Origin of the sequence: Pseudomonas sp. BIGb0164 (assembly GCF_024810135.1) — a bacterium.
GTDB lineage: Bacteria > Pseudomonadota > Gammaproteobacteria > Pseudomonadales > Pseudomonadaceae > Aquipseudomonas.
The window spans coordinates 380,615-402,289 of sequence record NZ_JANUEA010000001.1 but is presented as its reverse complement, the minus strand read 5'-3'; the positions used below and the strand labels follow the sequence as shown (position 1 = coordinate 402,289).

Sequence of the window (21,675 nt, the reverse complement as noted above, 5' to 3'; positions counted from 1 at the left end):
AGAGATTAAGCGGAAAAATGTTGAACGAATATGAAAGGCTGATGAAAAACTCGTTTATTTGACAGGTAGACAGCTAGGGTTCAGCTAAGCGACTGACACGCCAACGGATACTGTTTGCGGGCAAAACCCGAGGGTTTTCCCTAGGGCGTCGAGTGCTCGTTGTTTTATTCAACAATCTTCTCTGCATTGGCCTTCAAGTGCCGGTAAAGTAAGCCATCTCTTGCCAGGGTACTCGGATGAATAGCGTGCAGCTTTTGCGCGGCCAGTTGCGGCCGGCGTTGATGGGATTGTTGATGGCCGTGGCCTGTGTCACCACCGTGCGGGCCGATGACGGCGTGGCGCTGACCAGCATCGACCAGGTGCCGGACGGCGTGGAAGTCCGTGGCAAGCAGGTCGCGGCCTACACCTGGGACGACCATCAGGGCAAGAACCTGTTGGTGCTCGCCGAGCAGGTCAGCGAGCGCGACGATGACGGCACTCAATCGGCGTTTGTCTACGCGGCGCAGTACCTGCTGAGTGGCGACCATCCCAAGCGCGTCTGGATGCTCTACGACGACGTGCAACACTGCCAATTCGATGCATCGTTGCGCTTTGACATGGCGGCCACCAAGGTCACCGACCTCTCCGGCGACGGTATCACCCAGGCCACCGTGGGCTATTCACGCACCTGCACCAGTGACGTCAGCCCCAACGAATTCAAGTTGATCATGCACGTGGGCAAGTCCCAGAAGTACCGATTGCGCGGTGTCGACCGCGTGGGCGCCAGCTGGTGGGATGAGGAGGCCGGCGCCCTGCGCGGCATGCCGCTGCCCAAGGATTGCAGCGTGGCGGCGCAACAGGCGCTGGTCAGCCAGTACAAGGAACAGGGCACCGAATTGCCGCTGCCGGGCTGCTACAGCGAAGAGAAGGATTTCGCCAAGGCGCCGGAGGGTTACCTCACGTTCATGCGCCAGCACTGGTTTGCACTGATGCAGAAACAGGACGCCGACTGGAGCCAGTCCCAGGCCCAGCCGCAGGACCCGACCGACGACGAAGAGTAAGCCGTGATTTTGTGCCAGGGCTGATCGTGGGGTAGACTCGGCCTTCGCCAATTCACTAAATACCTCTATTAAACAAAGGCTTGTTAGAGGTATTTAATCCAAAGGCTGATCTACCTTGACTGAGTCTATCCGCAACCCGCTGACCCTTTACCTCACCCGTCTGGCGCCCTCCAGCCAGCTGACCATGCGCTACGTGCTGCAAGATGCGGCCGACCGCCTGGGCTTTGAAGACATCAACCTCGAAGACATCGACTGGCATTTGCTGCAGCCGGAGCACGTGATTGCCCTGGTGGCCGCGCTTCGCGAGGACGGCTATGCGCCGAACACCTCGTCGCTGTACGTGAACGCGGTGCGCGGCGTGATGAATGAGGCCTGGCGGATGAGCCTGATCAGCCAGGACCATTTGCTCAAAATGCGCTCGGTGAAGGCGGCTCCCGGCACTCGCCTGGGCCAGGGCCGCAACCTGCGCCGTACGCTGATCCGCGAAATGATGGCAGCCTGCGCCGCCGACCCGCGTCCCCAGGGCCTGCGTGATGCTGCGGTGATCGGCATCCTGTATGGCTCGGGCATGCGCAAGTCGGAATCGGTCAACCTGGACCTGGCCCAGGTCAACTTTGACGAACGCAGCCTGCGGGTGACCGGCAAGGGCAACAAGGAATTGATCAAGTATGCGCCGGCCTGGGCCTTTGAAAAGCTGCAAGCGTGGCTGGCATTTCGTCGCGAACAGCTCAAGGAGGGGGAGCAGGACGATGCTTTCCTGTTCAACCGCATTCGCCGGGGCAGCCACATTACCCGCGAGCGCATCACCAAGCATGCGATCTACTACATTGCCCGCCAGCGCGGCGAACAGGTGGGGGTGAAGATCATGCCTCACGATTTCCGCCGTTCCTTCATCACCCGGGTGATCGAAGAACACGACCTGTCGATCGCGCAGAAACTGGCGCATCACACCAACATCCAGACCACCGCCAGCTATGACGTGCGTGAGGACAACGAGCGGCGCCGCGCCGTCGACCGCTTTGACCTGTAGCGCGGATCAACCGTGCTGGCAGGCATCGCCGACGCGCACGTAGTCCAGCTCATGGCGCACGCCCTGGCTGTCCACGTACACCACGTGGCCCTTGACCGGCCCGCAGGCGGTCGATGCCGCGCTGGTGTTGCGCACGGCCTTGGCGATGTCCAGGTCTTCGGAATAATCGTCGGCCTGGGTGGCCGGCGCGTTGGCCCCGGGGCTGGGCGCATCCTGGGCGGCGGCGAAGGTGCTGAACAGGCTCAGCACAGCGGCAATAAGCACATAACGCATGATGACCTCCAGCACCGATCGGTAGCGGTTTGACTGTGGCCGCCATTCTATAAAGCCCGCCTGTGCGCCAGAAGGCATTGCGGCCGATACCGGACATCAGCCAAAACAATAGAAGTTTAAGCTTATGCATAAACGGTATTTCCATGCCGATGCTTAGGCTTCTTAAGATGACGTCATAACTCGTTATGACAAGTGACCTTGATGAACGAATCCGCCGTTGCCTTATCCCCGCTGTCCAGCATTCCCCTGCATGCCCAACTGCGTGATTTGTTGCGCAGCGGCATCCTGGATGGCCAATACGCCCCCAATACGCAGATGCCGTCCGAAGCCGAGTTGGGCGCGCGCTTCAAGGTCAGCCGGATCACCGTGCGCCAAGCCTTGGGCGACCTGCAGAAAGAAGGGCTGATCTTCAAGATTCACGGCAAAGGCACCTTCGTGTCCAAACCCAAGGCCTACCAGAACGTCAGCACCCTGCAAGGCTTGGCCGAATCCATGACCGAGCGCGGCTATGAAGTGATCAACCGCTTGCGCAGCTTTCGCTTTGTGCCAGCTGACAAGCAAGTGGCCGAGCGCCTCGGATTGGAGGAGGGCACCACGGTGGCGCAGATCAAGCGGGTGCGCCTGATCAACCGCGAGCCGGTGTCCCTGGAGATCACCTACCTCAACCAGGCAGTGGGCGAACGCCTTGAAAAAGCCGACCTGGTCACCCGCGACATCTTCCTGATCCTGGAAAACGACTGCGGCCTGCAACTGGGCCATGCCGACGTCGCTATTGATGCAGTCCTGGCCGACAGCGACCTGACCCAGGCGCTGAACGTTGAACCCGGCTCGCCGATCATGCACATCGAGCGCCTGACCCACACCGCCGACGGCCAGCCCGTGGACTTCGAGCACCTGTATTACCGTGGCGATGCGTTCCAGTACCGCCTGCGTATCGACCGCGAGCGAGGAACCCGCCCATGAGCCGCCAGACCCTGGAACTGGAATACGACATCGTGGTGATTGGCGGCGGTACGGCCGGCCCCATGGCCGCAATCAAGGCCAAGGAAGCCAACCGCGACCTGCGCGTGCTGCTGATCGACAAAGCCAACGTCAAGCGCAGCGGCGCGATCAGCATGGGCATGGACGGGCTGAACAACGCGATTATCCCGGGCCATTCGACGCCCGAGCAGTACACCAAGGAAATCACCATCGCCAACGACGGCATCGTCAACCAGGCGGCGGTGTATGCCTACGCCACCCACAGTTTCGAGACCATCGAGCAACTGGACCGCTGGGGTGTGAAGTTCGAGAAGGATGAGACCGGCGACTACGCGGTGAAGAAGGTCCACCACATGGGTGCCTACGTGCTGCCCATGCCCGAAGGCCACGACATCAAGAAAGTCCTGTACCGACAGCTCAAGCGTGCCCGGGTGAACATCACCAACCGTCTGGTGTGCACGCGCCTGCTGACCGACAGCGAAGGCGCGGTGAATGGGGTGATGGGCTTTGACTGCCGCACGGCGGACTTCCAGGTGATCAAGGCCAAGGCGGTGATCCTTTGCTGCGGCGCGGCTGGTCGCCTGGGCCTGCCGTCTTCGGGCTATTTGATGGGCACGTATGAAAACCCCACCAATGCCGGCGACGGCTACGCCATGGCCTACCACGCCGGGGCGGAGCTGGCGAACCTGGAATGTTTCCAGATCAACCCCCTGATCAAGGACTACAACGGCCCGGCGTGCGCCTACGTCACCGGCCCGTTGGGCGGTTACACGGCCAACAACAAAGGTGAACGCTTCATCGAGTGCGACTACTGGAGCGGCCAGATGATGTGGGAGTTCCACCAGGAGCTGGAAAGCGGCAACGGTCCGGTGTTCTTGAAGCTGGACCACTTGGCCGAAGAAACCATCCAGAACATCGAGCAGATCCTGCACAGCAATGAGCGCCCCAGCCGGGGCCAGTTCCACGCCAACCGGGGTACGGATTACCGCAGCGACATGGTGGAAATGCACATCTCCGAGATCGGCTTTTGCAGCGGGCATTCGGCCTCGGGCGTGTGGGTGAATGAACGTGCGGAAACCTCGGTAAAGGGCCTGTATTCGGCCGGCGACATGGCGGCGGTGCCGCACAACTACATGCTCGGCGCGTTTACCTATGGCTGGTTTGCCGGCACCAACGCTGCGCAGTACGTGGCTGAGCGAGAGTTCAGTGCGGTCAGCGCTGAACAAGTCGCCGCCGAACAGTCCCGGGTGTACGCGCCACTGGACCGCGACACCGGGCTGCCACCGGCCCAGGTCGAATACAAGCTGCGTCGCTTCGTGAATGACTACCTGCAACCGCCCAAGGTCACCCGCAAGATGGAGATCGGCCTGCAGCGCTTTGGCGATATCCAGCGCGACCTGGACCAGATGAAGGCCCACAACCCTCACGAATTGATGCGCGCCATGGAAACCAGTGTGATCCGTGATTGCGCCGAGATGGCTGCCCGCGCTTCGCTGTACCGCGCCGAAAGCCGCTGGGGGCTGTACCACCACCGTGTCGATCACCCGCTGCGCAATGACGCCGACTGGTTTTGCCATTGCCACCTGAAAAAGGGTGAAGACGGGCAGATGGTCAGCTTCAAGAAGCCGGTAGAGCCCTACGTAATCCCCCTGGACGCCGACGAGCTGCAAGCCTATGACCGCCTGCGTGTCGGTGCCGCCTGAGGCAATCCGTAATACCTGCAGAGAGCGCAAAAGCGCCAAGGACACCGTGAAATGGCCTACCAGCCCCAGGAAATATTCTTCCGCTCCAACGCGCCGGTGACGATCGACGAAGACAAGTGCATCGCCGAAAAGGGCTGCACGGTGTGCGTCGACGTGTGCCCCATGGACCTGCTGGCAATCAACCCGGCCACGCAGAAGGCCTACATGGCCTTCGACGAGTGCTGGTACTGCATGCCCTGCGAGAAGGATTGCCCCACCGGCGCCGTCAAGGTCGAGATCCCGTACCTGCTGCGCTGAGTGTGTTGATTCAAAGCCATCCGCCTACACCGGACGCCCACGCTGCACCCCCTCGTTTCCCACCGTGCCCGATCACGGCGGAGACGATCCTATAACCATGATTCGAGGGGAAATACCCAATGTTCTTGCGCGCAACCGTTGCCAGCCTGGTGCTGGCCTCCCTGAGCCTGTCCGTGCAGGCCCAGACCATCCGGGTGGCCATCGGCACCCAGGACACCACCATCAATTGCGCCGCTGGCGGCCTGCTGATCCGCGAACTGGGGCTGCTGGAAAAATACTTGCCCCACGACGGCCAATACAAGGACGCCACCTACGATATCCAGTGGAAGAACTTCACCAGCGGTGCGCCACTGACCAATGAAATGGTCGCCGGCAAGCTCGACTTCGGCGCCATGGCCGACTTCCCCGGGGCGTTCAACGGCGTGGCCTATGAAACAGCGGGCAAGCACAGCCTGTTTATCAGTGTGCTGTCGGGCAATATCAAGGGCAGCGGCAATGGCATCGTGGTGCCGGCAGGGTCTTCGGCCCAGTCCCTGGCAGACCTCAAAGGCAAGACCCTCTCCGTGCCGTTCGCCTCCACGGCCCACGGCATGCTGCTGCGTGCCGTGGCTGCCCAGGGCTGGGACCCGCTCAAGGACGTGAACATCATCGCCCAGGCGCCTGAAGTCGCCGGGTCGGCGTTGCAGGCTGACAAGATCGACGCTCACGCCGACTTTGTGCCGTTCGCCGAGTTGTTCCCCAACCGTGGCTTTGCCCGCAAGATCTACGACGGCTCGCAATCCAACACCCCGACTTTCCACGGTGCCCTGGTGGATGAACGCTATGCGCGCCAGTACCCCGAAGTGGTGGTCGCCTACCTGCGTGCGAGTATCGAGGCCAATCAATTGCTCGCCGCAGAGCCTGAAAAGTACAGCGAGCTGATCGAAAAAGTCACCGGCGTGGAGGCCGAGGTCAACTACCTGTTCCACGGGCCGCTGGGTGTGCAAACCCGTGACCTCAGCTGGAAGCCGGAATACCGCCAGGCCGTGGGCACGGCCATCGACACCCTCAAGCTGCTGAAAAAGGCCGACCGTGGCCTGGACCTCAACACCTTCATTGACGACCAGTACATCCGCGCTGCCTTTAAGGCGTCGGGCCTGGATTATCAAGCGCAACTGGCCAACTACGCCCAGGCGCCGCTCAAGGCCAACGATGCGCTCACGGGCAAGCCCATCACCGACTGGACCCACGTCGCGCAGATCTGGGTCAAGGGCGAGCCCAAGGTACGTGACTACGCCTCGGCCGAAGCGGCGTTCAGCGCACTGGCCAGTTTGAAAAAAGACGGCAAGGCCGTGCGTGCGGTGTACGCCCAGGCCCAAGACAGCGGCATCAAGCTATTGGCCAGCCAGGCCTGGTTTGCCAGTGATCGCCAGGGCAAGTTGAGTGCCTTCCTGCTCAAGGGCCAGGCGCAGCAATTCGCCGATGCCCAGGGCGGCCAGGTGTTTGACTTCACTCGCGCCGGCGCCCAAGCCGTCGCCGGTCGCTGACAGGAACATGCCCATGCCAACTGCCGCTTATCGCTGGCTGCCCCGGGCCAGTTCCTTGCTGGTGTGCCTGCTGTTCTGGCAACTCGCCGCCAGCCATCACTGGAACCTGTGGCTGGTGACCTTCGCCAATGTGCCCACGCCTGGCGCCGTGCTGGAGGCGGCGCTGGCCCTGGTGGACTCGGGCAAGCTGGCCCGGCACCTGGGGGCCAGCCTGGGCCGGGTGTTTGAAGGTTACTTGGTGGCGGTGCTGGTGGGCATCGGGTTGGGGATCGCCATCGGCCGCTGGAAGTGGGCCGAAGATGTCTTGCTGCCGCCGCTGGAGGTGATCCGCCCGATTCCTGCGGTGGCGTGGATTCCCCTGGCGATCCTGATGTTCCCGTCGTCGGAACTGTCGATGGTGTTCATCACCTTCACCGGCGCGCTGTTTCCGATTTTGCTCAATACCGTGCATGGCGTTGAAGGGGTGGACCCTCGATTGATCGCCTCGGCACGCAGCCTGGGGGCAGGGCGGGGTGCCATTCTGCGCGAAGTGATCGTGCCGGGCGCTGCGCCGAGCATCATCACTGGCCTTGCCATTGGCATGGGCACGTCGTGGTTCTGCCTGGTGACGGCCGAGATGATCTCGGGGCAGTTCGGTATCGGTTACTACACCTGGGAGTCATACACCTTGCAGAACTATGCCGACATCGTGGTCGGCATGTTGTTGATCGGCGTACTGGGCATGGGCAGCAGTTGGCTGGTCAAGCGCCTGGGCGCGGCATTCACCCCTTGGCATCGCCTGCGAGGTAAAGCCTGATGGAAGGTCGTATAGCAATCAGCGGGTTGTCGATTGTGCTGGGCGAAAAAGCCCAGGCTTTTGAGGCGGTCAAAGCACTTGATTGCAGCATCGAGCCGGGCCAGTTCGTGTGCATCCTGGGCCCGTCGGGCTGCGGCAAGTCCACCTTGTTGGGGGCGCTGGCTGGCCACCTGGTGCCGAGCCAGGGCACTTTGCACATGGACGGGCAGGCGGTGTCCGGGCCGTCCCAGCAGCGTGGCATGGTGTTTCAGCAACACACGCTGTTCCCCTGGCGCAGTGTGCGTGAGAACGTCGCGTTCGGCCTGAAGATGCGCGGCGTCGGCAAGGCCGAGCGGTTGGCGGCGGCGGATGAAATCCTCGCGCTGGTGGGGCTGGAAGGCTTTGCCGAACGCTGGCCGAATCAATTGTCGGGCGGCATGCAGCAGCGGGTGGAAATCGCTCGGGTGCTGATCAATCGCCCGCGTCTGTTGCTGATGGATGAACCGTTTGGCGCGCTGGACGCGCTGACACGCATGAAGATGCAGGCTTTGTTGCTGGATATCTGGACGCAGATCCGCACCACCGTGGTGTTTGTCACCCATGACATCGATGAAGCGTTGTTCCTGGCCGACCGCATCCTGGTGATGAGCCCGCGCCCAGGCCGCATTATCGAAGACTTCACCCTGGACTTCCCACGCCCGCGCCACACCGGGCTGATGACCACCCCTGAATTTACCCACCTCAAGCGCCACTGCCTGGAACTGCTGCACCACGAAGATGGACGCCAGTTGCCCCGGTTGAACCCGCTTGGGTTGCCCATTGATCATTCCATACCGCGATTTGCCATATGACCTATAACCCCGAAATAGAAGCCCTGCGCCCGCGCCTGCAGGCATCGGACGCTGCCATGCGACGCATTGCCCTGATCGACCTGGCCGACCTGGAAGAACCCGACGGCCTGGCATGGCTGGTGGACAGCCTGCGCCAGGACCCGGCCGTGGAAGTGCGCGCCCAAGCCGCCGCCTTGCTGGAAGCCTGGGAAGAGGATGAGGTGGTGCAGGCACTGTGCGAGGCGCTGACCGATGCGGAACCTGCGGTGCGCGAGGCGGCCGCGCAAAGCTTGAGCGTCTTGAAGACGGCCGAGGCGGGCAGACTGTTGTTGCCCTGGACCGAACACGCTGACGTGAGTGTGCGCACGGCGATCTTCCGTGCCCTGCGCGAGTTGCGCCTCGAGGCCGCTGCGCCCTCGGCGTTGCGGGCGCTGGCAGATGCCGATGCGGGTATCCGCCGCGAAGCCGTGGGTGTGCTCGGTTGGCTCAAACACCTGCCCGCGCTGGAAGCGTTGGCCAGATTGGCCAGCAGCGACCCGGACACCGAAGTACGCCGCGCTGCCACCGGCGCCCTCGGCCTGGCCAGCGATGAGCAGGTGTTGCCAGCGTTGTACCGGGCCCTGCTGGACCCAGCGTGGCAAGTGCGTGAAGAGGCGGCGACCACCCTGGGCAAAGTCGGCAGTCACAGCGCCGGCGAAGCACTGGTTGGCGCATTGAGCGATGAATACTGGCAAGTGCGCTTGCGGGCCACCCGCAGCCTGGGGCGGTTACGCTATGCGCCGGCGCTCGACGCACTCGTCCAGGCGTTGGGCCACAGCATCAGCAACCTGCGCAAGGAAGCGGCGTTGTCATTGGGTGAGTTGGGCGATCGCCAGGCGTTGAGTGCCCTGCGGGATGCGGCCGACGACGCCGACCCGGAAGTGCGCAAGGCGGTGCGGATCGCACTGGCGCAACTGCAATGACCACCGCTCCCAGTGGGATTGGCAAGGGCGCGGACGGGCGATTGCGCCTGGAATGGGCCGACCGCACCCAGTGGATCGAGCATGCGCGATTGCGTCGCGAATGCCCGTGCTCACAATGCCGGGCGTTCCGCTTGCGCGGCAGCCAACCCAGGGTGTCGGACGCCGTGCGTGTGCTGCAGATCCACCCACAGGGCTATGGCGTGCAACTGGTGTTCAGCGATGGGCACGAGCGTGGTATCTACCCGTGGGCGTACCTGGCCGGCCTGGGCAGCGACGCCTAGCGCAGCCGGCAGATACCGGCCTTGTCGATCAAGTGGTCGAGCACCGCCAGGGCGGCGATCGACAGGGATTTACGGTTCGGGTACACCGCATAGAACCCCTCGGTGGGCAGGTAGTATTCCGGCAGCACGCGTATCAGGTCCTTTTGATCGAATTGGGTGGTTACGTTGTTCAGCAGGGCAATTCCCAAGCCCTGGTGGGCCGCGTTGATCAGGCCCAGCATCGAGTCCGAAGAAAACCGGCCACGAATAGGCACGCTGTGGGTTTCATCGCCACGCATCAGCGTCAGCAGGTTTTCGTGGGTCTTGCCCAGGTACTGCAAATGTTCGTGGCCCATCAAGTCATCCAAGGTGTGCGGCGTGCCCTGTGTGGCCAAGTAGTGCGTGCTGGCATATAAGCCCAAGGTCACGTCGCGCAACTTGTGTATGACATAACTGGTTTTTTTCGGTTTACCCACGCGCAGCAGTAGATCGATACCTTCTTCAGTCAAGTTGGGTTCTATATCCGAGACGATCAGCTCCAGTTCGATCACCGGGTACTTGTCGAGAAAGACTTGCAAGAAGTTAGTGTCGGAGTATTCAAAGAAACTGGTGGACACATGCACCCTAACTTTGCCACGGGGTTCGCCGTCCATGTGTTTGATGGATTCTATCGCGGCATGAAGGGCGTCGATATTAGTGCAACTGTGCTGGTATAACCGCTCGCCGGCTGCGGTGCAGCGCAGGGCGCGGGTAGAGCGGAACAACAGCGGCGTGCCCATCATCTGCTCCAGGCTGGCCAGGCGGCGCCCCAGTGTATTGGCGGGCATGTCCAGTTTTTTACTGGCCAGCGCAAGGCTGCCGCTGCGCACGATTTGAACGAAGATAGCCACATCATCCAGCATAACGACCCTAGGCGCTCAGGTGAGCGAAATACGTAAGACGCCAAGCAGTACGCTATAGCGGAATTAGTTGTAATCAATGAAGTTTCAGGGGCCGCGATAGTACGGTTTGAGCGACTAATAATAAATACCTAAATATGGATTTCACTCCTCCATATTTGGATTTTTCATGTTTCGTTTATTCTTTGTTCAGCCAATGATATTGTGCGATGGCATTTTGACTCATCGCCAAGTAACAGCCTGGTTGTTTATCGAGCAAAGTGCTCCATTAACTTAAATCTGCCCCCAGACGCTATCGCACACCTGCGAGGCGTCGGCGTTTCTGCGCGCCGAGCAAACGGGAGCAACGAGGTTGTTACTTATGTCGCGTGGATTTGCCCTGGAACATCTGACTGTGCGCCGCAAGCTGGGCTTGGGCTTTGGTTTGCTTTTGGCATTTGCGGTGCTGCTGGCACTGACGGGGTTGTACGCCTTGCGCAGCGACGGCCAATCGCTCAAGCGCATCAACCGGCTGGGCAATCTGTTCGACCAGACCGTGTTCTCCCGTGACGCCAACTTTGTGTATGCCTTGACCGCAGACGCCACCCAATTGACCCGACACGATGCCAGCCTCGGGCAGATGGAAAAGCTGCTCGCCGGGATCGTCGCCGACGTGCACGCCGGGCAGTGGCCCCAGGAAGACCTGGCCAAGATCCGCCGCCTGGATGACAAGCTGCGCGCTTACATGAAAGCCCATGATGCGGTGGAAGTCGGCGTCAATGCAGGCCCCACGGTGCTCAAGTTGAATGCCGATCTAGCTGCCCTGCAAGATGAAATCAATGTGCTCTACGACGTTGAAGCGGTGCGGGCCAAGCGCCGTGTCGAAGCGGTGGTGATCGTGCTCGGCTCGCTGACGTTACTGGCCTTGCTGTTCGGCGGGTTGCTCGCGTGGCGCATTGGCCGGCAGATTGTCGCGCCATTGCAACAGACCCTTGAGGCGGCCGAACGTATCGCCAATGGCGACCTGACCGTGGAACTGCACAGCGAGCGTGCCGACGAACTGGGCCAGTTGCTGCGTTCGATCAACCACATGAGCCACCGCCTGCGCGACATGATGGCGCTGATCGGCGGCAGTTCTCATCGCCTGGCCGCATCCGCCAGCCAGTTTGCCGCAATCACCGTGCAAACCCGCGCGGGCATCCATAGCCAGAAGACCGAGACTGACCAGGTGGCGACCGCCATGGCCGGGATGACCACCACCGTGCTGGAAGTGGCACGCCATTCCGAACAGGCCGCCCAGGCTGCCAAGGAGGCCGACACCCAGGCCAGCAGCGCCTTGCAGGTGTCACAGCAGGCCGTGGAGCAGATTGAAACCCTGGCGCGGGACGTGGGTATGTCGGCCGAGTCGATGACCTGTCTGTATAAAGAGAGCGAGCGCATTGGCGGCGTGCTGGATGTGATCAAGACGGTGGCCGGGCAAACCAACCTGCTGGCGCTCAACGCGGCCATCGAAGCGGCAAGGGCAGGGGAGGCGGGCCGTGGTTTTGCCGTGGTCGCCGACGAGGTACGCAGCCTGGCCAAACGCACCCAGCAATCCTCCGAAGAAATCGAGAACCTGATTGCCGGGCTGCAACGCATTGCCGAGGAAAGCTCGCGGCGCATGCAGGCCAGCGTGGTGCAGACCCAGTCCACGGTGATCGGCGTGCGCGACACCGGTGAAGCACTGGCGACCATTACCCGCCAAGTGGCGGGTATCCAGCACATGAGCCTGTTGATCGCCACGGCGGCGGAAGAGCAGGCCAGCGTGGCAGACACCATCCAACGCAGCGTCATGACCGTGCGCGAAGTGGCCGACCAGTCGGCGCAGGCCAGCGCCGAGATGGCCGATTCCAGCGCCGACCTGGCCCAGTTGGGCGGCGAACTGCAGAACCTGGTCAAGCGGTTCAAGGTGTAACCCATGGCAGAGGCGCTCGAACACCGCAGCTGGCTGTTGCCCGACGATGCACCCGTGCGCAGGCATCGGCTGCGTGCCTTGTCCCGGTTGGGCAAGGTGTCCCTCAGTTTTGTGCTGATTCACCTGCTGGTGACCCTGTTGTTTACCGTCAGCGGTTATCGCTTCAAGGCCGCGGCCGATGACGCGCTGCTGGGTACGCGCCTGAGCGCCATTGTGCAGGCGCTGCCGGTGGTGATCGGCGATGACTACCTGGGCGAACTGCTGGGTGACGGACCGTTCGATGAGCCACGCTACCAGGCGATGTTGCAGCGCCTGGACGGCTACGCCAAAAAAGCCGGGGTGGATTCGATCTACGTGCTCACCCAGCGCGGGGGCCACACGCTGTTCGTGATGGACTCGGCCAATACCGCCGAGATCGCCAGCGGGCGCTACGGCCAGCATTTGGGCCACTACGACAGCGCGCCGCCGGAACTTGACGAAGTGTTTGCACAACGCCGCAGCCGGTTTGTGGAATACAGCGACCAGTTCGGCGATTTTCGCTCGCTCTTCCTGCCCATCAGAGGGCCGCACGGCAGTCAATTGGTGCTGGGCGCGGACGTCAGCCTGGAGGCGATCAAGGCCGAACGCCGCGCGTGCCTGTTGCTGTTCCTCGGCATCGGCTTGACCACCTTTGTGTTGGGCTTGCTGGTGATTGCCAGCCGCGAGTTGCGCATCTCTGAGTTGGCGTTTGAAGACCCGCTGACCGGGCTGCCCAACCGCACGCGGTTCATCATGGACGTCAACCGGGCCATCGCTGCCGGCCATAGGCCGCTGTCGGGGCTGACCGTGGCGATCTTCGACATCTGCGACGTCAAGCGCATCAACGCGCTCTACGGCTACGGCGATGGCAACCTGCTGCTGCAAGGCGTGGCAAGAAGGCTGGCCGCGGTGCTGGGGGAGGGGGAGTTGCTGGCACGGCTGCCCTCGGACGGTTTTGCCTTGCTGCTGCGCTGCGACCAGGACATCTGCCTGGCGCGGTTGGCGCGCACCTTGGACAAACCGTTCAGGCTCGGCGGCCAGCACGCGGTGATGGTCAAGGCACGCCTGGGGTTGGCGCGCTACCCGATCCACGGACGCAGTGTGCAGGACTTGTTGTGTTACGCCGAAGTGGCACTGGATGCCGCCCGTCACCAGGCGGTGAGCCATGTGTTCTATGACCCGGAACTGGAGCAGCGGCGTTTGCAGTCGATGGCGTTGCTGGATGATTTCGACCAAGCCATCGAGGCCGGTGAATTGCGCGTATTCCTGCAGCCCAAGGCGCGTTTGAGCGACGGGCATATCGGCGCAGCAGAAGCGTTGGTGCGCTGGGAACACCCGCGCCTGGGCCTGATTGCTCCGGGTGTGTTCCTGCCGATCATCGAGGACAACGGTCGGATCTGCGCCCTGAGCCTGTGGCTGTTGCGCGAGTGCATGCAGTTGAGCCGGGCATGTGACCTGCGCATCAGCGTCAACTTGAGTGTGCAGGATTTGGAGTCGCCGACGTTCCCGACTCAGGTCCAGGCCTTGCTGGCCCAGACCGGCGCCGATGCGGCGCAGTTGTGCCTGGAGATCACCGAGTCCAGCGCCATGCGCAACCCTGAGCAAGCGTTGGTGACGCTGACCCAGTTGCGTCAGTTGGGGTTCGCGCTGGCGATCGACGACTTTGGCACCGGCTATTCATCGCTGGCTTACTTGTCTCGGCTACCGGTGGACGAACTGAAGATCGACCGCTCGTTCATCACCCAGTTACACCAGCCCGAGCAACAGGAAATCGTGCGGGCCATTATTCAACTGGGCCTGATCATGAACCTGCGGCTGGTGGCCGAAGGGGTCGAAGACCGGCAGGTGTGCACGCTGCTGGCCAGCTTTGGTTGCCATGAAGTCCAGGGTTACGTGATCGCCCGGCCGATGCCGGCCCACGTGTTTCTCACTTGGCTGGCGGTACGTGCGGGGCATTGGACGCCAGATGCGCTGGCAGACGGCGCAAGGTCCACAGCGTAACCAGCATCGCCGCCAGGGCACACAGCGCAATGCCCACCACCATCGGTGCCGGGGTGTGGTCGGCAAACACGCCAACCACACTCATGCACGCCGCCGCCGTGATCATCTGGATCGCACCCAGCAGGGCCGACGCCGAGCCAGCTACCGCACCGTGATCCTCCAGGGACAACACGCCGGCTGCCGGCAACAGCAGGCCGAGAAAACCGAAACCGATGAACAGCAGTGTCATCATCACGGCCAGGCTGTTGCCCCATGCCAGGGTGACAGCGAGCAACGCCATCACCGCCGCCACGGCCATCACCGAGCTGCGGATCACCCGCGCCAGGCCAAAGCGCGCGCTCAGACGCGCGGTGAGTTGGCTCATGGCAAAGAACGACGCGGCGTTGAGGGCGAAGCACAGGCTGAACTGGGTGGGCGTCAGGCCGTAGTACTCGATGTACACGAACGGCGCGCTGCCGATGAACACAAAGAAAGTGGCCAGGCCAAACCCGCTGACCACTGCCAGCCCGATAAACACCGGGTCGCGCAGCAATGCGCCGTAGCTGCCGATGGCCGAGCCGAGGGTCTTGCCCAGGCGCCGCTCGGCCGGGTGGGTTTCGGGTAACTGCACGGCGGTCATGACCAGGCACAGCACCGCCACGACAGCCAGCGCCACAAACACTTCACGCCAACTCCACAACGAAATCACCACGCTGCCGGCCAACGGCGCGAGGATCGGCGACACGCTCATCACCAGCATCAGCAACGCCATCAGGCGCGCGGCCTCATGGCCGGTGTACAGGTCGCGCACGATCGCCCGGGGAATCACCATCCCGGCACACGCGCCGAAGGCCTGCAAGGCGCGAAAACCGATCAACACTTCAATGTTGGGTGCCAATGCACAGCCGACACTGGCCACGGTAAAAATCACCAGCCCCGCATAAATCGGCAGCTTGCGCCCGAACACATCGCTGATCGGCCCGTAGAACAACTGGCACACGCCGATGACCATGAAGAACACGGTAAGGCTCATCTGCACGGCGGCCGGCGAAGCCTGCAGGCTGGCGCCCAGGGTGGGCAGGGCAGGGAGGTAGCTGTCGATGGCGAACGGGCCGATGGCGGTGATCAACCCCAGGAGCAGGGCGAGGTGGGCGATGCTTCGAGACATGGGATATCCGGGGCAGGGCGACAAAAAAGAGTGCCAGCTTAGGGGGCGTACCGGGTGCATACAAGCGCCATTGACGTGGGTGCGCCCCTGACGTTGAATGAGCCCCTTCATTTGCCGCCAGCCGGGACATTGCAGTGCTCAGAAACGTGACGGACATGGATCTGCGGCTGCTGCGCATTTTTGCCGTGGTGGTCCGATGCGGCGGGTTCACGGCGGCCCAGGCCGAACTGAACATGAGCCAGTCGAACATCAGCACGCATATTTCCGGGCTGGAAAAGCGCCTGGGTTATCGAATTTGCGAGCGTGGCAAGGGTGGGTTCCGCTTGACAGAAAAAGGCCAGCGCATCCTCAAGGCGTCAACCGCCTTGTTCGGTGCGGTGGATGCGTTTCGTGACGAGGCCCAGGACTTGGCCGGGCGCCTGGTGGGAGACCTGTACCTGGGCTTGGCCGATAATATCGCCACTTTGCCCACGGCGCGCATCGATGCGGCCATCGCGCGCTTTTACCAGCGCGAGCACGACATGCACCTGCATATTTTCGTCAACTCGCCCACGGAGCTGGAACTGGCGGTGATCGATGGGCAGTTGGACATGGCCATCTCCTACTTTAGTCGGCCGCTGCCCACCTTGGCCTATCAACCGCTGTATAGCGAAGCCATCGGGATCTTCTGTGGGAGCAAGCACCCGCTGTACAGCGTCGCGGCCCCCAGCCTTGAACAGTTGGAGGCGTGTGACTGGATCAAGCACGGTTTTCTGCCCGCCGACCAGGTGCTGCCGGTGGTGCCCAAGCGCGCGTCCGCCACCGCGTACCATATGGAAGCCGTGGCCCATGGCGTGATGGCCGGGACACACCTGGGTTACCTGCCAGCCCATTACGCCGCCCCGTGGATCGCCAGTGGGCATATGCGTGCGCTGCACCCCGAGACCCTGCATTACGCCGTGCAACACAGCATGATCACCCACGTGGGGCACCCGCAAAGCGAAGCCGTGCGGGCGTTTATCGAGGATTTACTGCAGGAACACCGCGGGTAGTTCGCCGTAGACCGCGTGGCGATAGACCTGGCTGTAGGCCTGCGCATCGAGAGGACGGGCATTGGTGTCCGAGGACGAAGTGTCTGCCAGAGCTTGTGCACCGACCCACTCGGCGACGTCGGCGTCCAGGCCGATCTCACTCAACGTGTGCGGAATGCCCAGGCGTTGGCGCAAGTCCAGCACCCATGCCACGAAACCTTCGAAATCCGGCTGCGGCAACTCCAGGTAACGGGCCAGTCGGGCGATGTCGGTGCTGATGGCCTCGCGGTTGGCGACCAGCACGTAAGGCAGCAGGATCGCATTCAACAGACCATGGTGCTTGTGAAACCGCGCGCCGAGCGGGTGGGCGAGGGCATGCACGCCGCCCAGGCCTTTCTGGAACGCCACGGCGGCCATGGCGGACGCCACCAGCATGCCTTCGCGTGCAACCAGGTCTTGGCCATCGGCATGGGCCGCGAGCAGGTGCTGTTGCACCAGGCGCACGCCTTCGACGGCAACGCCGGACGACATCGGGTGGTACAGCGGCGAGCAAAAGGCCTCGATGTGGTGGGTGAGGGCGTCCATGCCGGTGGCGGCCGTGAGTGCCGGCGGCAGGCCACGGGTGAGCACTGGGTCGAGGATGACGGTGGCCGGCAACAACTCGGGATGGCTGATCACCTGTTTGATGGTGTGCTCGCTCAAGGTCAGCACGGCTTCGCGGCCCAGTTCAGAGCCGGTGCCGGCAGTGGTAGGCAGTGCGATCAGCTTGGGCAGGCCAAGCCGGGGAAAGTCCGCCAGGCTCGGGTAGCGGCTGACCACCTGGGACCATTCGAAACGCTCCAGGCCATGGCGGTCGACGGCGGCCAGGCTGATGCCCTTGGCCGCGTCCATGGCACTGCCGCCACCCAGGGCGATCAACGAGTCGTGGCCACCGGCCTGGAAGGCTGAGACGCCTCGGGCCGCGTCGCACATCGTTGGATTGCTGTGGATGTCACTGAAGACCGCAAAGGGAATGTCCGCCTGGCTCAACTGAGCCTTGAGCAGCGCCAGTGGTTCCAGGGCCAGCATGCCAGGGTCGGTGACCAGCAGGGGGTTGCGCATGTCCAGCAACTGGCAGCGTTGCACCAGGATCTCCAGTGCGCCAGGGCCGCAGAAGATGTCCGTGGGGTAATTCCAATAATGAAGGGCAGGCATCTGAAGCTCCGAGTCCAGGTTAATGTGTGCGCAGCGCAGGGCTGGCAAGGCGTTGATTGGGCTTGGCCCAGAACAGGTAGATCAGACCCAGCAGCGCGAGTACCGAAAACACCAGGATCACTGCCCAGACCTGGAACCACGGCGCATCGGGCGGCGCCAACGCTGCCCGGGGCCAGGCGACGTTGATGCTTTCGAACACCAGCCAGATAAACGCTGCGACGTTGACCGGCATGCCCCAGCGACCGAGGCTGAAGGTGCCTGGTTCGGCTTTCCAGGTGCCGTTGAGGCGGGCGAGCAGGGCGCAGCTCACCACGATCAGGAAGACAAAGAAGAAGCCGCCACTGCCGAACGCGATCAAGGTACCGACGGCGGTGGCATTCAAGCCCAGGGCCAGGCCGAAGCTGGCAAACAACGTGCTGAACACCATGGCGGCGAAGGGCACCTTGCGTGCGTCAACCCGGCGCAACAGCGCCGACCCCGGCAGGATTTCATCCCGGGCCATGCCGAACACGGCGCGACCGATATAGGTTTGAACCGACACCACGCAGGCGATAAAAGCCACCAGCACCACCGCCACGAAGGGACGTTCGGCCCAGGCACCGAAGGCATCGACCACGGCCGGTGTGACAGGGTCGATGACTTGGCCGGACACCATCGCGTCGGTGTTGGTGTAGGACAGCGTCACGGCAAAGGCGGTGAGCATGACGGTCAGGCCCACCAGGATCATCGAACGCAGGATGGCGCGTGGCGTCGAAGTGCGGGCATCGGCGGTCTCTTCGGAGACTTGGGAGCAGGCGTCAAACCCCAGGAACGCCCAACCGCCCACGGCCATGGCCGTCAGGAAACCAGACACGTACGAGCCCTCGCTTGCCGGACCAGGCGTGATGCCTTCCAGCAACAAAGAAAACGAATGGTTGCGAAAGAACAACAACAACAGCACGCCAATGCCAATTGAAGCGATGGCCTCGGCGACGATTCCGGCATTGACGAAGTACTTGAGCGGGTTGATCCCGAACAGGTTCACGCCGAGGCCGACCAACAGCAAAATCGCGCCGCAGAACACCTGGGCATTGGCCGAAGGCGGCTCGCCGGTAAAGAACAACCACAACCAGAAACCACCCAGGTAGGCCACCGTGGTCAGGGACGCCAGCGCAGACGCCAAGTACATGAACCCGGTAAACCAGGCCCAACGATCACCTGCCAGGCGCTTGACCCACTGGTAGCAACCGCCTGCGAGGGGATATTGCGAAGCAAGCTCGGCATACACCAGGGCCACCAACAGTTGCAGGGCCAGGCATAGCGGCACGATCCAGACCCAGGCAGGGCCGGCATTCATGGCGCCCAGGGACATCACGGAATAGATGCCCACCACAGGGGAGACCGTGGCGAACCCCACGGAAAACGACGACCACAGCGAGAGCCCCCGATGCAGTTGCTGGTCATAGCCATGGCTGTGCAACAGGCGCTCATCGGCGTTTTGCCGTTCAGACAAATGAGAGGACATAGGTATTCCTTGGGTCGGCAGACACATTATTTTTAGGATCGCCCTTGTGATCAGGGCGTACCGACGACGCGTGCTCCATCACGGGGAGGAGTGAGGAGAGCTTAAAAGGCGCAAACATTTGGAAAAATCCATATGTTTGTAGGCTGACATCTAGAAAAAGTGATGTGTCGGACGTGAAGTTGTTAGCGCCGTGGAGAGACACAGCCGTTAACTCAACTAAATAGTCATTTAGTTGAGTTGGCTATCAGGGCAGGGGGCTCAAGGCTGGGAGAGGGCGGCAGTACGTCGTTCAGCGATGCGTTCAACGGTTTGCATATGTTCCGTTCCCCATTGGCAAAGCGCCCCCAGCGCCGTAGCCAGGGAATGCCCGAAAGGGGTCAGCGAGTACTCGACCTTGGGCGGTATTTCCTGGAAATCCACGCGAGAGATGATCTCGTCGCGCTCCAACTCCTTGAGTTGCTGGATCAGCACCTTATCGGTTACGCCGCCAATCGCGCGTCTTAATTCACCGTATCGATGAACATTTTGCGCCAGGTTGAACAGCACCAGGGGCTTCCATTTGCCGCCAATCACCGCCAGGGCGGCTTCGAGCCCGCAATTGAATGAGTTATTGGCCATGATCTAGAAGGCTCCACATAGGGTACTTACTAAAAGGTGCATACTATTCAAAAAAATAGCGCAGATCTACAGTTGGGCCTCAACCTTATTCTTTGGAGTTCACCATGAGCAGGCTCAACGGAAAAATCGCAGTGATTACTGGCGGCAACAGCGGCATCGGCCTGGCAACCGCCATTCGTTTTGCGGCGGAAGGCGCTCAAGTCGTCATTGTAGGACGCCGGCAAGAGGAGCTGGACAAAGCGCTGCAACTGATCGGTCCTGAAGCCATTGCCATACAAGGCGACATTTCAAAACTGGACGACCTTGATCGCGTGTTTACGCAAGTCAAAGCCGCCAAGGGCCGAGTTGACGTGCTGTTTGCCAACGCCGGCCTGGGGGATTTCCAGCCGATCGGCGCGATCACAGAAGAGTCGTTTGACCGAACCTTCGGCATCAACGTCAAAGGCACGCTATTCACCGTACAAAAAGCCTTGCCACTGATGAGCGCCGGCAGCTCGGTGATCCTGACCGGATCGACCACGGGAACCATGGGTACACCAGCATTCAGTGTGTACAGCGCGACAAAAGCGGCGCTGCGTAATTTTGCCAGGAGCTGGGCGCTGGACCTGAAAGGCACGGGCATTCGCGTCAACGTGCTGTCGCCAGGTCCGATCTCGACACCAGGCTTGGACCTGGCGCTTTCAGGCACAGGTCAGAAGGAAGCGATTATTGACGACATGACCGCGCAGGTTCCGTTGAACCGCATTGGCAAGCCGGAAGAAGTTGCGGCGGCGGCGTTGTTCCTGGCATCGGATGAGAGCAGCTTCATGACGGGCAGTGAAATGTTTGTTGATGGCGGGTTTGCTCAGGTTTGAGAGAGATGGGGGTTTTGCCTGTTGAAATCTGACGGGCACGGCCTCTGATTATGCAATACTGAATTACGCATAATGTATATTATGTTAAATCACATATTGCATCAGATTGTTCATGCTCTCTCTGGACCACTGACACCAAAAAACCGCTTCTGGCGTCCACTCTCTCAACGGGTCAATCCAATCCGTATTACGAACTACGACCCATCCGTAATATCAGTCACCTGAATCACTTGATCGCCCGGCAACTGCCCAATGCCCTTCTTCTCCCTGCGATCGCTAATCCACCCCCCAACCTGAGCAGCAAACTCCGCTGGCGACTTGCGCCCAACCTTCCTCGCAAGATCAAGAATGGTCTGTTGGGCCAGCGCGTCTTCCATACGCTTCTGCGCCGTCATCATGGCCGCATGGACTGAGCAGTGGCCGTCCAGCGCCCACGCCGGTGGAGCACCGTCAAACAACGCGCAGCGCCCGCGGATCTCGCGGCAATTGAAGATGAGTTTGTGGCCGTCGATTGCGTTGACGATATCGAGCAGGCTGATTTCGTCAGACGGCCTGGACAGCTTGAAGCCGCCGCGTACGCCTTCGGTGGCCACGACCAGTTTGGCCTTGGCCAGCTTGGTGAAAATCTTCCCGAGGTAATCCAGGGGCACACCTTGCAACTCTGCGAGGTCGCGCACGCTGGCCTCTCGGCTTTCGCCGCCATCGCCCACCAGGAAAATCAGGCAATGAATGCCGTATTCAACGCCTGCGCTGTAAAGAGACATGCCAATCTCCGACTTAATTAGTCGCACAACCTAACAGAAAACCGTGGGGCAATCCA

Annotated in this window: 21 protein-coding genes; 14 read left to right on the top strand and 7 right to left on the bottom strand. The window is 61.7% G+C overall.

Annotated features, from left to right (window positions below; translation table 11 throughout):
- Positions 1-236: 236 nt before the first annotated feature.
- Together M2394_RS01605 and xerC are read left to right on the top strand one after the other, a co-directional pair.
- Complete coding sequence (locus tag M2394_RS01605; RefSeq protein WP_178920167.1) at positions 237-1,040, top strand: M949_RS01915 family surface polysaccharide biosynthesis protein; 804 nt, start codon at positions 237-239, stop codon at positions 1,038-1,040.
- Positions 1,041-1,155: 115 nt separating this feature from the next.
- Positions 1,156-2,070, top strand: a complete 915-nt coding sequence (xerC, locus tag M2394_RS01600) for a tyrosine recombinase XerC (RefSeq protein WP_178920166.1) — start codon at positions 1,156-1,158, stop codon at positions 2,068-2,070.
- A 6-nt stretch (positions 2,071-2,076) separates the two neighbouring features.
- Here the strand turns inward: xerC and M2394_RS01595 are convergent, their stop codons facing one another.
- Positions 2,077-2,343, bottom strand: coding sequence for a DUF2790 domain-containing protein (locus M2394_RS01595; RefSeq protein ID WP_259171395.1), 267 nt, complete (start codon positions 2,341-2,343; stop codon positions 2,077-2,079).
- 201 nt (positions 2,344-2,544) lie between these two features.
- On the opposite strand from M2394_RS01595, the gene M2394_RS01590 reads away from it, so the two are divergent.
- From M2394_RS01590 to M2394_RS01555, 8 genes are all read left to right on the top strand, one after another.
- Positions 2,545-3,306: a GntR family transcriptional regulator gene (locus tag M2394_RS01590; protein ID WP_178920164.1), complete on the top strand. Its 762-nt coding sequence runs from the start codon at positions 2,545-2,547 to the stop codon at positions 3,304-3,306.
- A complete protein-coding gene (locus tag M2394_RS01585; RefSeq protein ID WP_178920163.1) occupies positions 3,303-5,027 on the top strand; it encodes a fumarate reductase/succinate dehydrogenase flavoprotein subunit in 1,725 nt (574 codons plus the stop codon). Before M2394_RS01590 ends, M2394_RS01585 begins: the two co-directional genes overlap by 4 nt.
- A 51-nt stretch (positions 5,028-5,078) precedes the next feature.
- Entirely contained in the window at positions 5,079-5,324 is a 246-nt protein-coding gene (locus M2394_RS01580) for a ferredoxin family protein (protein WP_028616162.1), read from the top strand.
- 119 nt (positions 5,325-5,443) lie between these two features.
- Positions 5,444-6,850 (top strand): ABC transporter substrate-binding protein, encoded by a 1,407-nt coding sequence (locus M2394_RS01575; RefSeq protein ID WP_259171394.1) that lies wholly within the window; start codon positions 5,444-5,446, stop codon positions 6,848-6,850.
- Positions 6,851-6,863: 13 nt separating this feature from the next.
- Positions 6,864-7,646 carry an ABC transporter permease gene (locus tag M2394_RS01570; RefSeq protein ID WP_259171393.1) on the top strand — a complete coding sequence of 261 codons (783 nt, stop codon included), beginning with the start codon at positions 6,864-6,866 and terminating at the stop codon, positions 7,644-7,646.
- Positions 7,646-8,476, top strand: a complete 831-nt coding sequence (locus M2394_RS01565) for an ABC transporter ATP-binding protein (protein ID WP_178920160.1) — start codon at positions 7,646-7,648, stop codon at positions 8,474-8,476. The genes M2394_RS01570 and M2394_RS01565 overlap by 1 nt, the downstream gene beginning before the upstream one ends.
- On the top strand, positions 8,473-9,417 hold the full coding sequence (locus M2394_RS01560) for a HEAT repeat domain-containing protein (protein WP_259171391.1): 945 nt from the start codon (positions 8,473-8,475) through the stop codon (positions 9,415-9,417). The genes M2394_RS01565 and M2394_RS01560 overlap by 4 nt, the downstream gene beginning before the upstream one ends.
- Positions 9,414-9,698, top strand: a complete 285-nt coding sequence (locus tag M2394_RS01555; RefSeq protein ID WP_259171390.1) for a DUF971 domain-containing protein — start codon at positions 9,414-9,416, stop codon at positions 9,696-9,698. The genes M2394_RS01560 and M2394_RS01555 overlap by 4 nt, the downstream gene beginning before the upstream one ends.
- Here the strand turns inward: M2394_RS01555 and M2394_RS01550 are convergent.
- Positions 9,695-10,567, bottom strand: coding sequence for a LysR family transcriptional regulator (locus M2394_RS01550; protein WP_178920157.1), 873 nt, complete (start codon positions 10,565-10,567; stop codon positions 9,695-9,697). The two genes, M2394_RS01555 and M2394_RS01550, sit on opposite strands and share 4 nt — an antisense overlap.
- Before the next feature lie 370 nt (positions 10,568-10,937).
- On the opposite strand from M2394_RS01550, the gene M2394_RS01545 reads away from it, so the two are divergent.
- Both M2394_RS01545 and M2394_RS01540 read left to right on the top strand, forming a co-directional pair.
- Positions 10,938-12,509 carry a methyl-accepting chemotaxis protein gene (locus tag M2394_RS01545; protein ID WP_259171389.1) on the top strand — a complete coding sequence of 524 codons (1,572 nt, stop codon included), beginning with the start codon at positions 10,938-10,940 and terminating at the stop codon, positions 12,507-12,509.
- Positions 12,510-12,512: 3 nt separating this feature from the next.
- A complete protein-coding gene (locus M2394_RS01540) occupies positions 12,513-14,528 on the top strand; it encodes a bifunctional diguanylate cyclase/phosphodiesterase (protein WP_259171388.1) in 2,016 nt (671 codons plus the stop codon).
- Here M2394_RS01540 and M2394_RS01535 read toward each other — a convergent pair.
- On the bottom strand, positions 14,455-15,675 hold the full coding sequence (locus M2394_RS01535) for a multidrug effflux MFS transporter (protein WP_259171387.1): 1,221 nt from the start codon (positions 15,673-15,675) through the stop codon (positions 14,455-14,457). The genes M2394_RS01540 and M2394_RS01535 overlap by 74 nt on opposite strands.
- A 134-nt stretch (positions 15,676-15,809) precedes the next feature.
- On the opposite strand from M2394_RS01535, the gene M2394_RS01530 reads away from it, so the two are divergent.
- Positions 15,810-16,706: a LysR family transcriptional regulator gene (locus M2394_RS01530; protein WP_259171386.1), complete on the top strand. Its 897-nt coding sequence runs from the start codon at positions 15,810-15,812 to the stop codon at positions 16,704-16,706.
- On the opposite strand, the gene M2394_RS01525 is transcribed toward M2394_RS01530, so the two are convergent.
- The 3 genes from M2394_RS01525 to M2394_RS01515 form a co-directional block, all read right to left on the bottom strand.
- Complete coding sequence (locus tag M2394_RS01525) at positions 16,683-17,879, bottom strand: iron-containing alcohol dehydrogenase (protein WP_259171385.1); 1,197 nt, start codon at positions 17,877-17,879, stop codon at positions 16,683-16,685. The genes M2394_RS01530 and M2394_RS01525 overlap by 24 nt on opposite strands.
- A gap of 19 nt (positions 17,880-17,898) precedes the next feature.
- A complete protein-coding gene (locus tag M2394_RS01520) occupies positions 17,899-19,383 on the bottom strand; it encodes an APC family permease (protein ID WP_405046540.1) in 1,485 nt (494 codons plus the stop codon).
- Between the two features lie 258 nt (positions 19,384-19,641).
- Entirely contained in the window at positions 19,642-20,001 is a 360-nt protein-coding gene (locus tag M2394_RS01515; protein WP_178920152.1) for a helix-turn-helix domain-containing protein, read from the bottom strand.
- A 104-nt stretch (positions 20,002-20,105) separates the two neighbouring features.
- Here M2394_RS01515 and M2394_RS01510 point away from each other — a divergent pair, with 104 nt between their 5' ends.
- A complete protein-coding gene (locus tag M2394_RS01510; RefSeq protein WP_259171384.1) occupies positions 20,106-20,855 on the top strand; it encodes an SDR family NAD(P)-dependent oxidoreductase in 750 nt (249 codons plus the stop codon).
- Between the two features lie 194 nt (positions 20,856-21,049).
- On the opposite strand, the gene M2394_RS01505 is transcribed toward M2394_RS01510, so the two are convergent.
- The gene (locus tag M2394_RS01505) at positions 21,050-21,619 is read right to left on the bottom strand and encodes an Rrf2 family transcriptional regulator (protein WP_259171383.1); all 570 of its coding nucleotides are present in this window, start codon (positions 21,617-21,619) and stop codon (positions 21,050-21,052) included.
- Between the last annotated feature and the right edge of the window lie 56 nt (positions 21,620-21,675).

What these genes read in the sequence shown, in the direction of transcription:
- M2394_RS01590 (WP_178920164.1), top strand. Translation starts at nt 2,545, where the DNA reads ATGAACGAATCCGCCGTTGCCTTATCCCCGCTGTCCAGCATTCCCCTG.
- M2394_RS01580 (WP_028616162.1), top strand. Translation starts at nt 5,079, where the DNA reads ATGGCCTACCAGCCCCAGGAAATATTCTTCCGCTCCAACGCGCCGGTG.
- M2394_RS01605 (WP_178920167.1), top strand. Translation starts at nt 237, where the DNA reads ATGAATAGCGTGCAGCTTTTGCGCGGCCAGTTGCGGCCGGCGTTGATG.
- M2394_RS01515 (WP_178920152.1), bottom strand. Translation starts at nt 20,001, where the DNA reads ATGGCCAATAACTCATTCAATTGCGGGCTCGAAGCCGCCCTGGCGGTG.
- M2394_RS01505 (WP_259171383.1), bottom strand. Translation starts at nt 21,619, where the DNA reads ATGTCTCTTTACAGCGCAGGCGTTGAATACGGCATTCATTGCCTGATT.
- M2394_RS01540 (WP_259171388.1), top strand. Translation starts at nt 12,513, where the DNA reads ATGGCAGAGGCGCTCGAACACCGCAGCTGGCTGTTGCCCGACGATGCA.
- M2394_RS01570 (WP_259171393.1), top strand. Translation starts at nt 6,864, where the DNA reads ATGCCAACTGCCGCTTATCGCTGGCTGCCCCGGGCCAGTTCCTTGCTG.
- M2394_RS01555 (WP_259171390.1), top strand. Translation starts at nt 9,414, where the DNA reads ATGACCACCGCTCCCAGTGGGATTGGCAAGGGCGCGGACGGGCGATTG.
- M2394_RS01525 (WP_259171385.1), bottom strand. Translation starts at nt 17,879, where the DNA reads ATGCCTGCCCTTCATTATTGGAATTACCCCACGGACATCTTCTGCGGC.
- M2394_RS01565 (WP_178920160.1), top strand. Translation starts at nt 7,646, where the DNA reads ATGGAAGGTCGTATAGCAATCAGCGGGTTGTCGATTGTGCTGGGCGAA.
- M2394_RS01575 (WP_259171394.1), top strand. Translation starts at nt 5,444, where the DNA reads ATGTTCTTGCGCGCAACCGTTGCCAGCCTGGTGCTGGCCTCCCTGAGC.
- M2394_RS01560 (WP_259171391.1), top strand. Translation starts at nt 8,473, where the DNA reads ATGACCTATAACCCCGAAATAGAAGCCCTGCGCCCGCGCCTGCAGGCA.
- M2394_RS01595 (WP_259171395.1), bottom strand. Translation starts at nt 2,343, where the DNA reads ATGCGTTATGTGCTTATTGCCGCTGTGCTGAGCCTGTTCAGCACCTTC.
- M2394_RS01520 (WP_405046540.1), bottom strand. Translation starts at nt 19,383, where the DNA reads ATGTCCTCTCATTTGTCTGAACGGCAAAACGCCGATGAGCGCCTGTTG.
- M2394_RS01510 (WP_259171384.1), top strand. Translation starts at nt 20,106, where the DNA reads ATGAGCAGGCTCAACGGAAAAATCGCAGTGATTACTGGCGGCAACAGC.
- M2394_RS01535 (WP_259171387.1), bottom strand. Translation starts at nt 15,675, where the DNA reads ATGTCTCGAAGCATCGCCCACCTCGCCCTGCTCCTGGGGTTGATCACC.
- M2394_RS01545 (WP_259171389.1), top strand. Translation starts at nt 10,938, where the DNA reads ATGTCGCGTGGATTTGCCCTGGAACATCTGACTGTGCGCCGCAAGCTG.
- M2394_RS01585 (WP_178920163.1), top strand. Translation starts at nt 3,303, where the DNA reads ATGAGCCGCCAGACCCTGGAACTGGAATACGACATCGTGGTGATTGGC.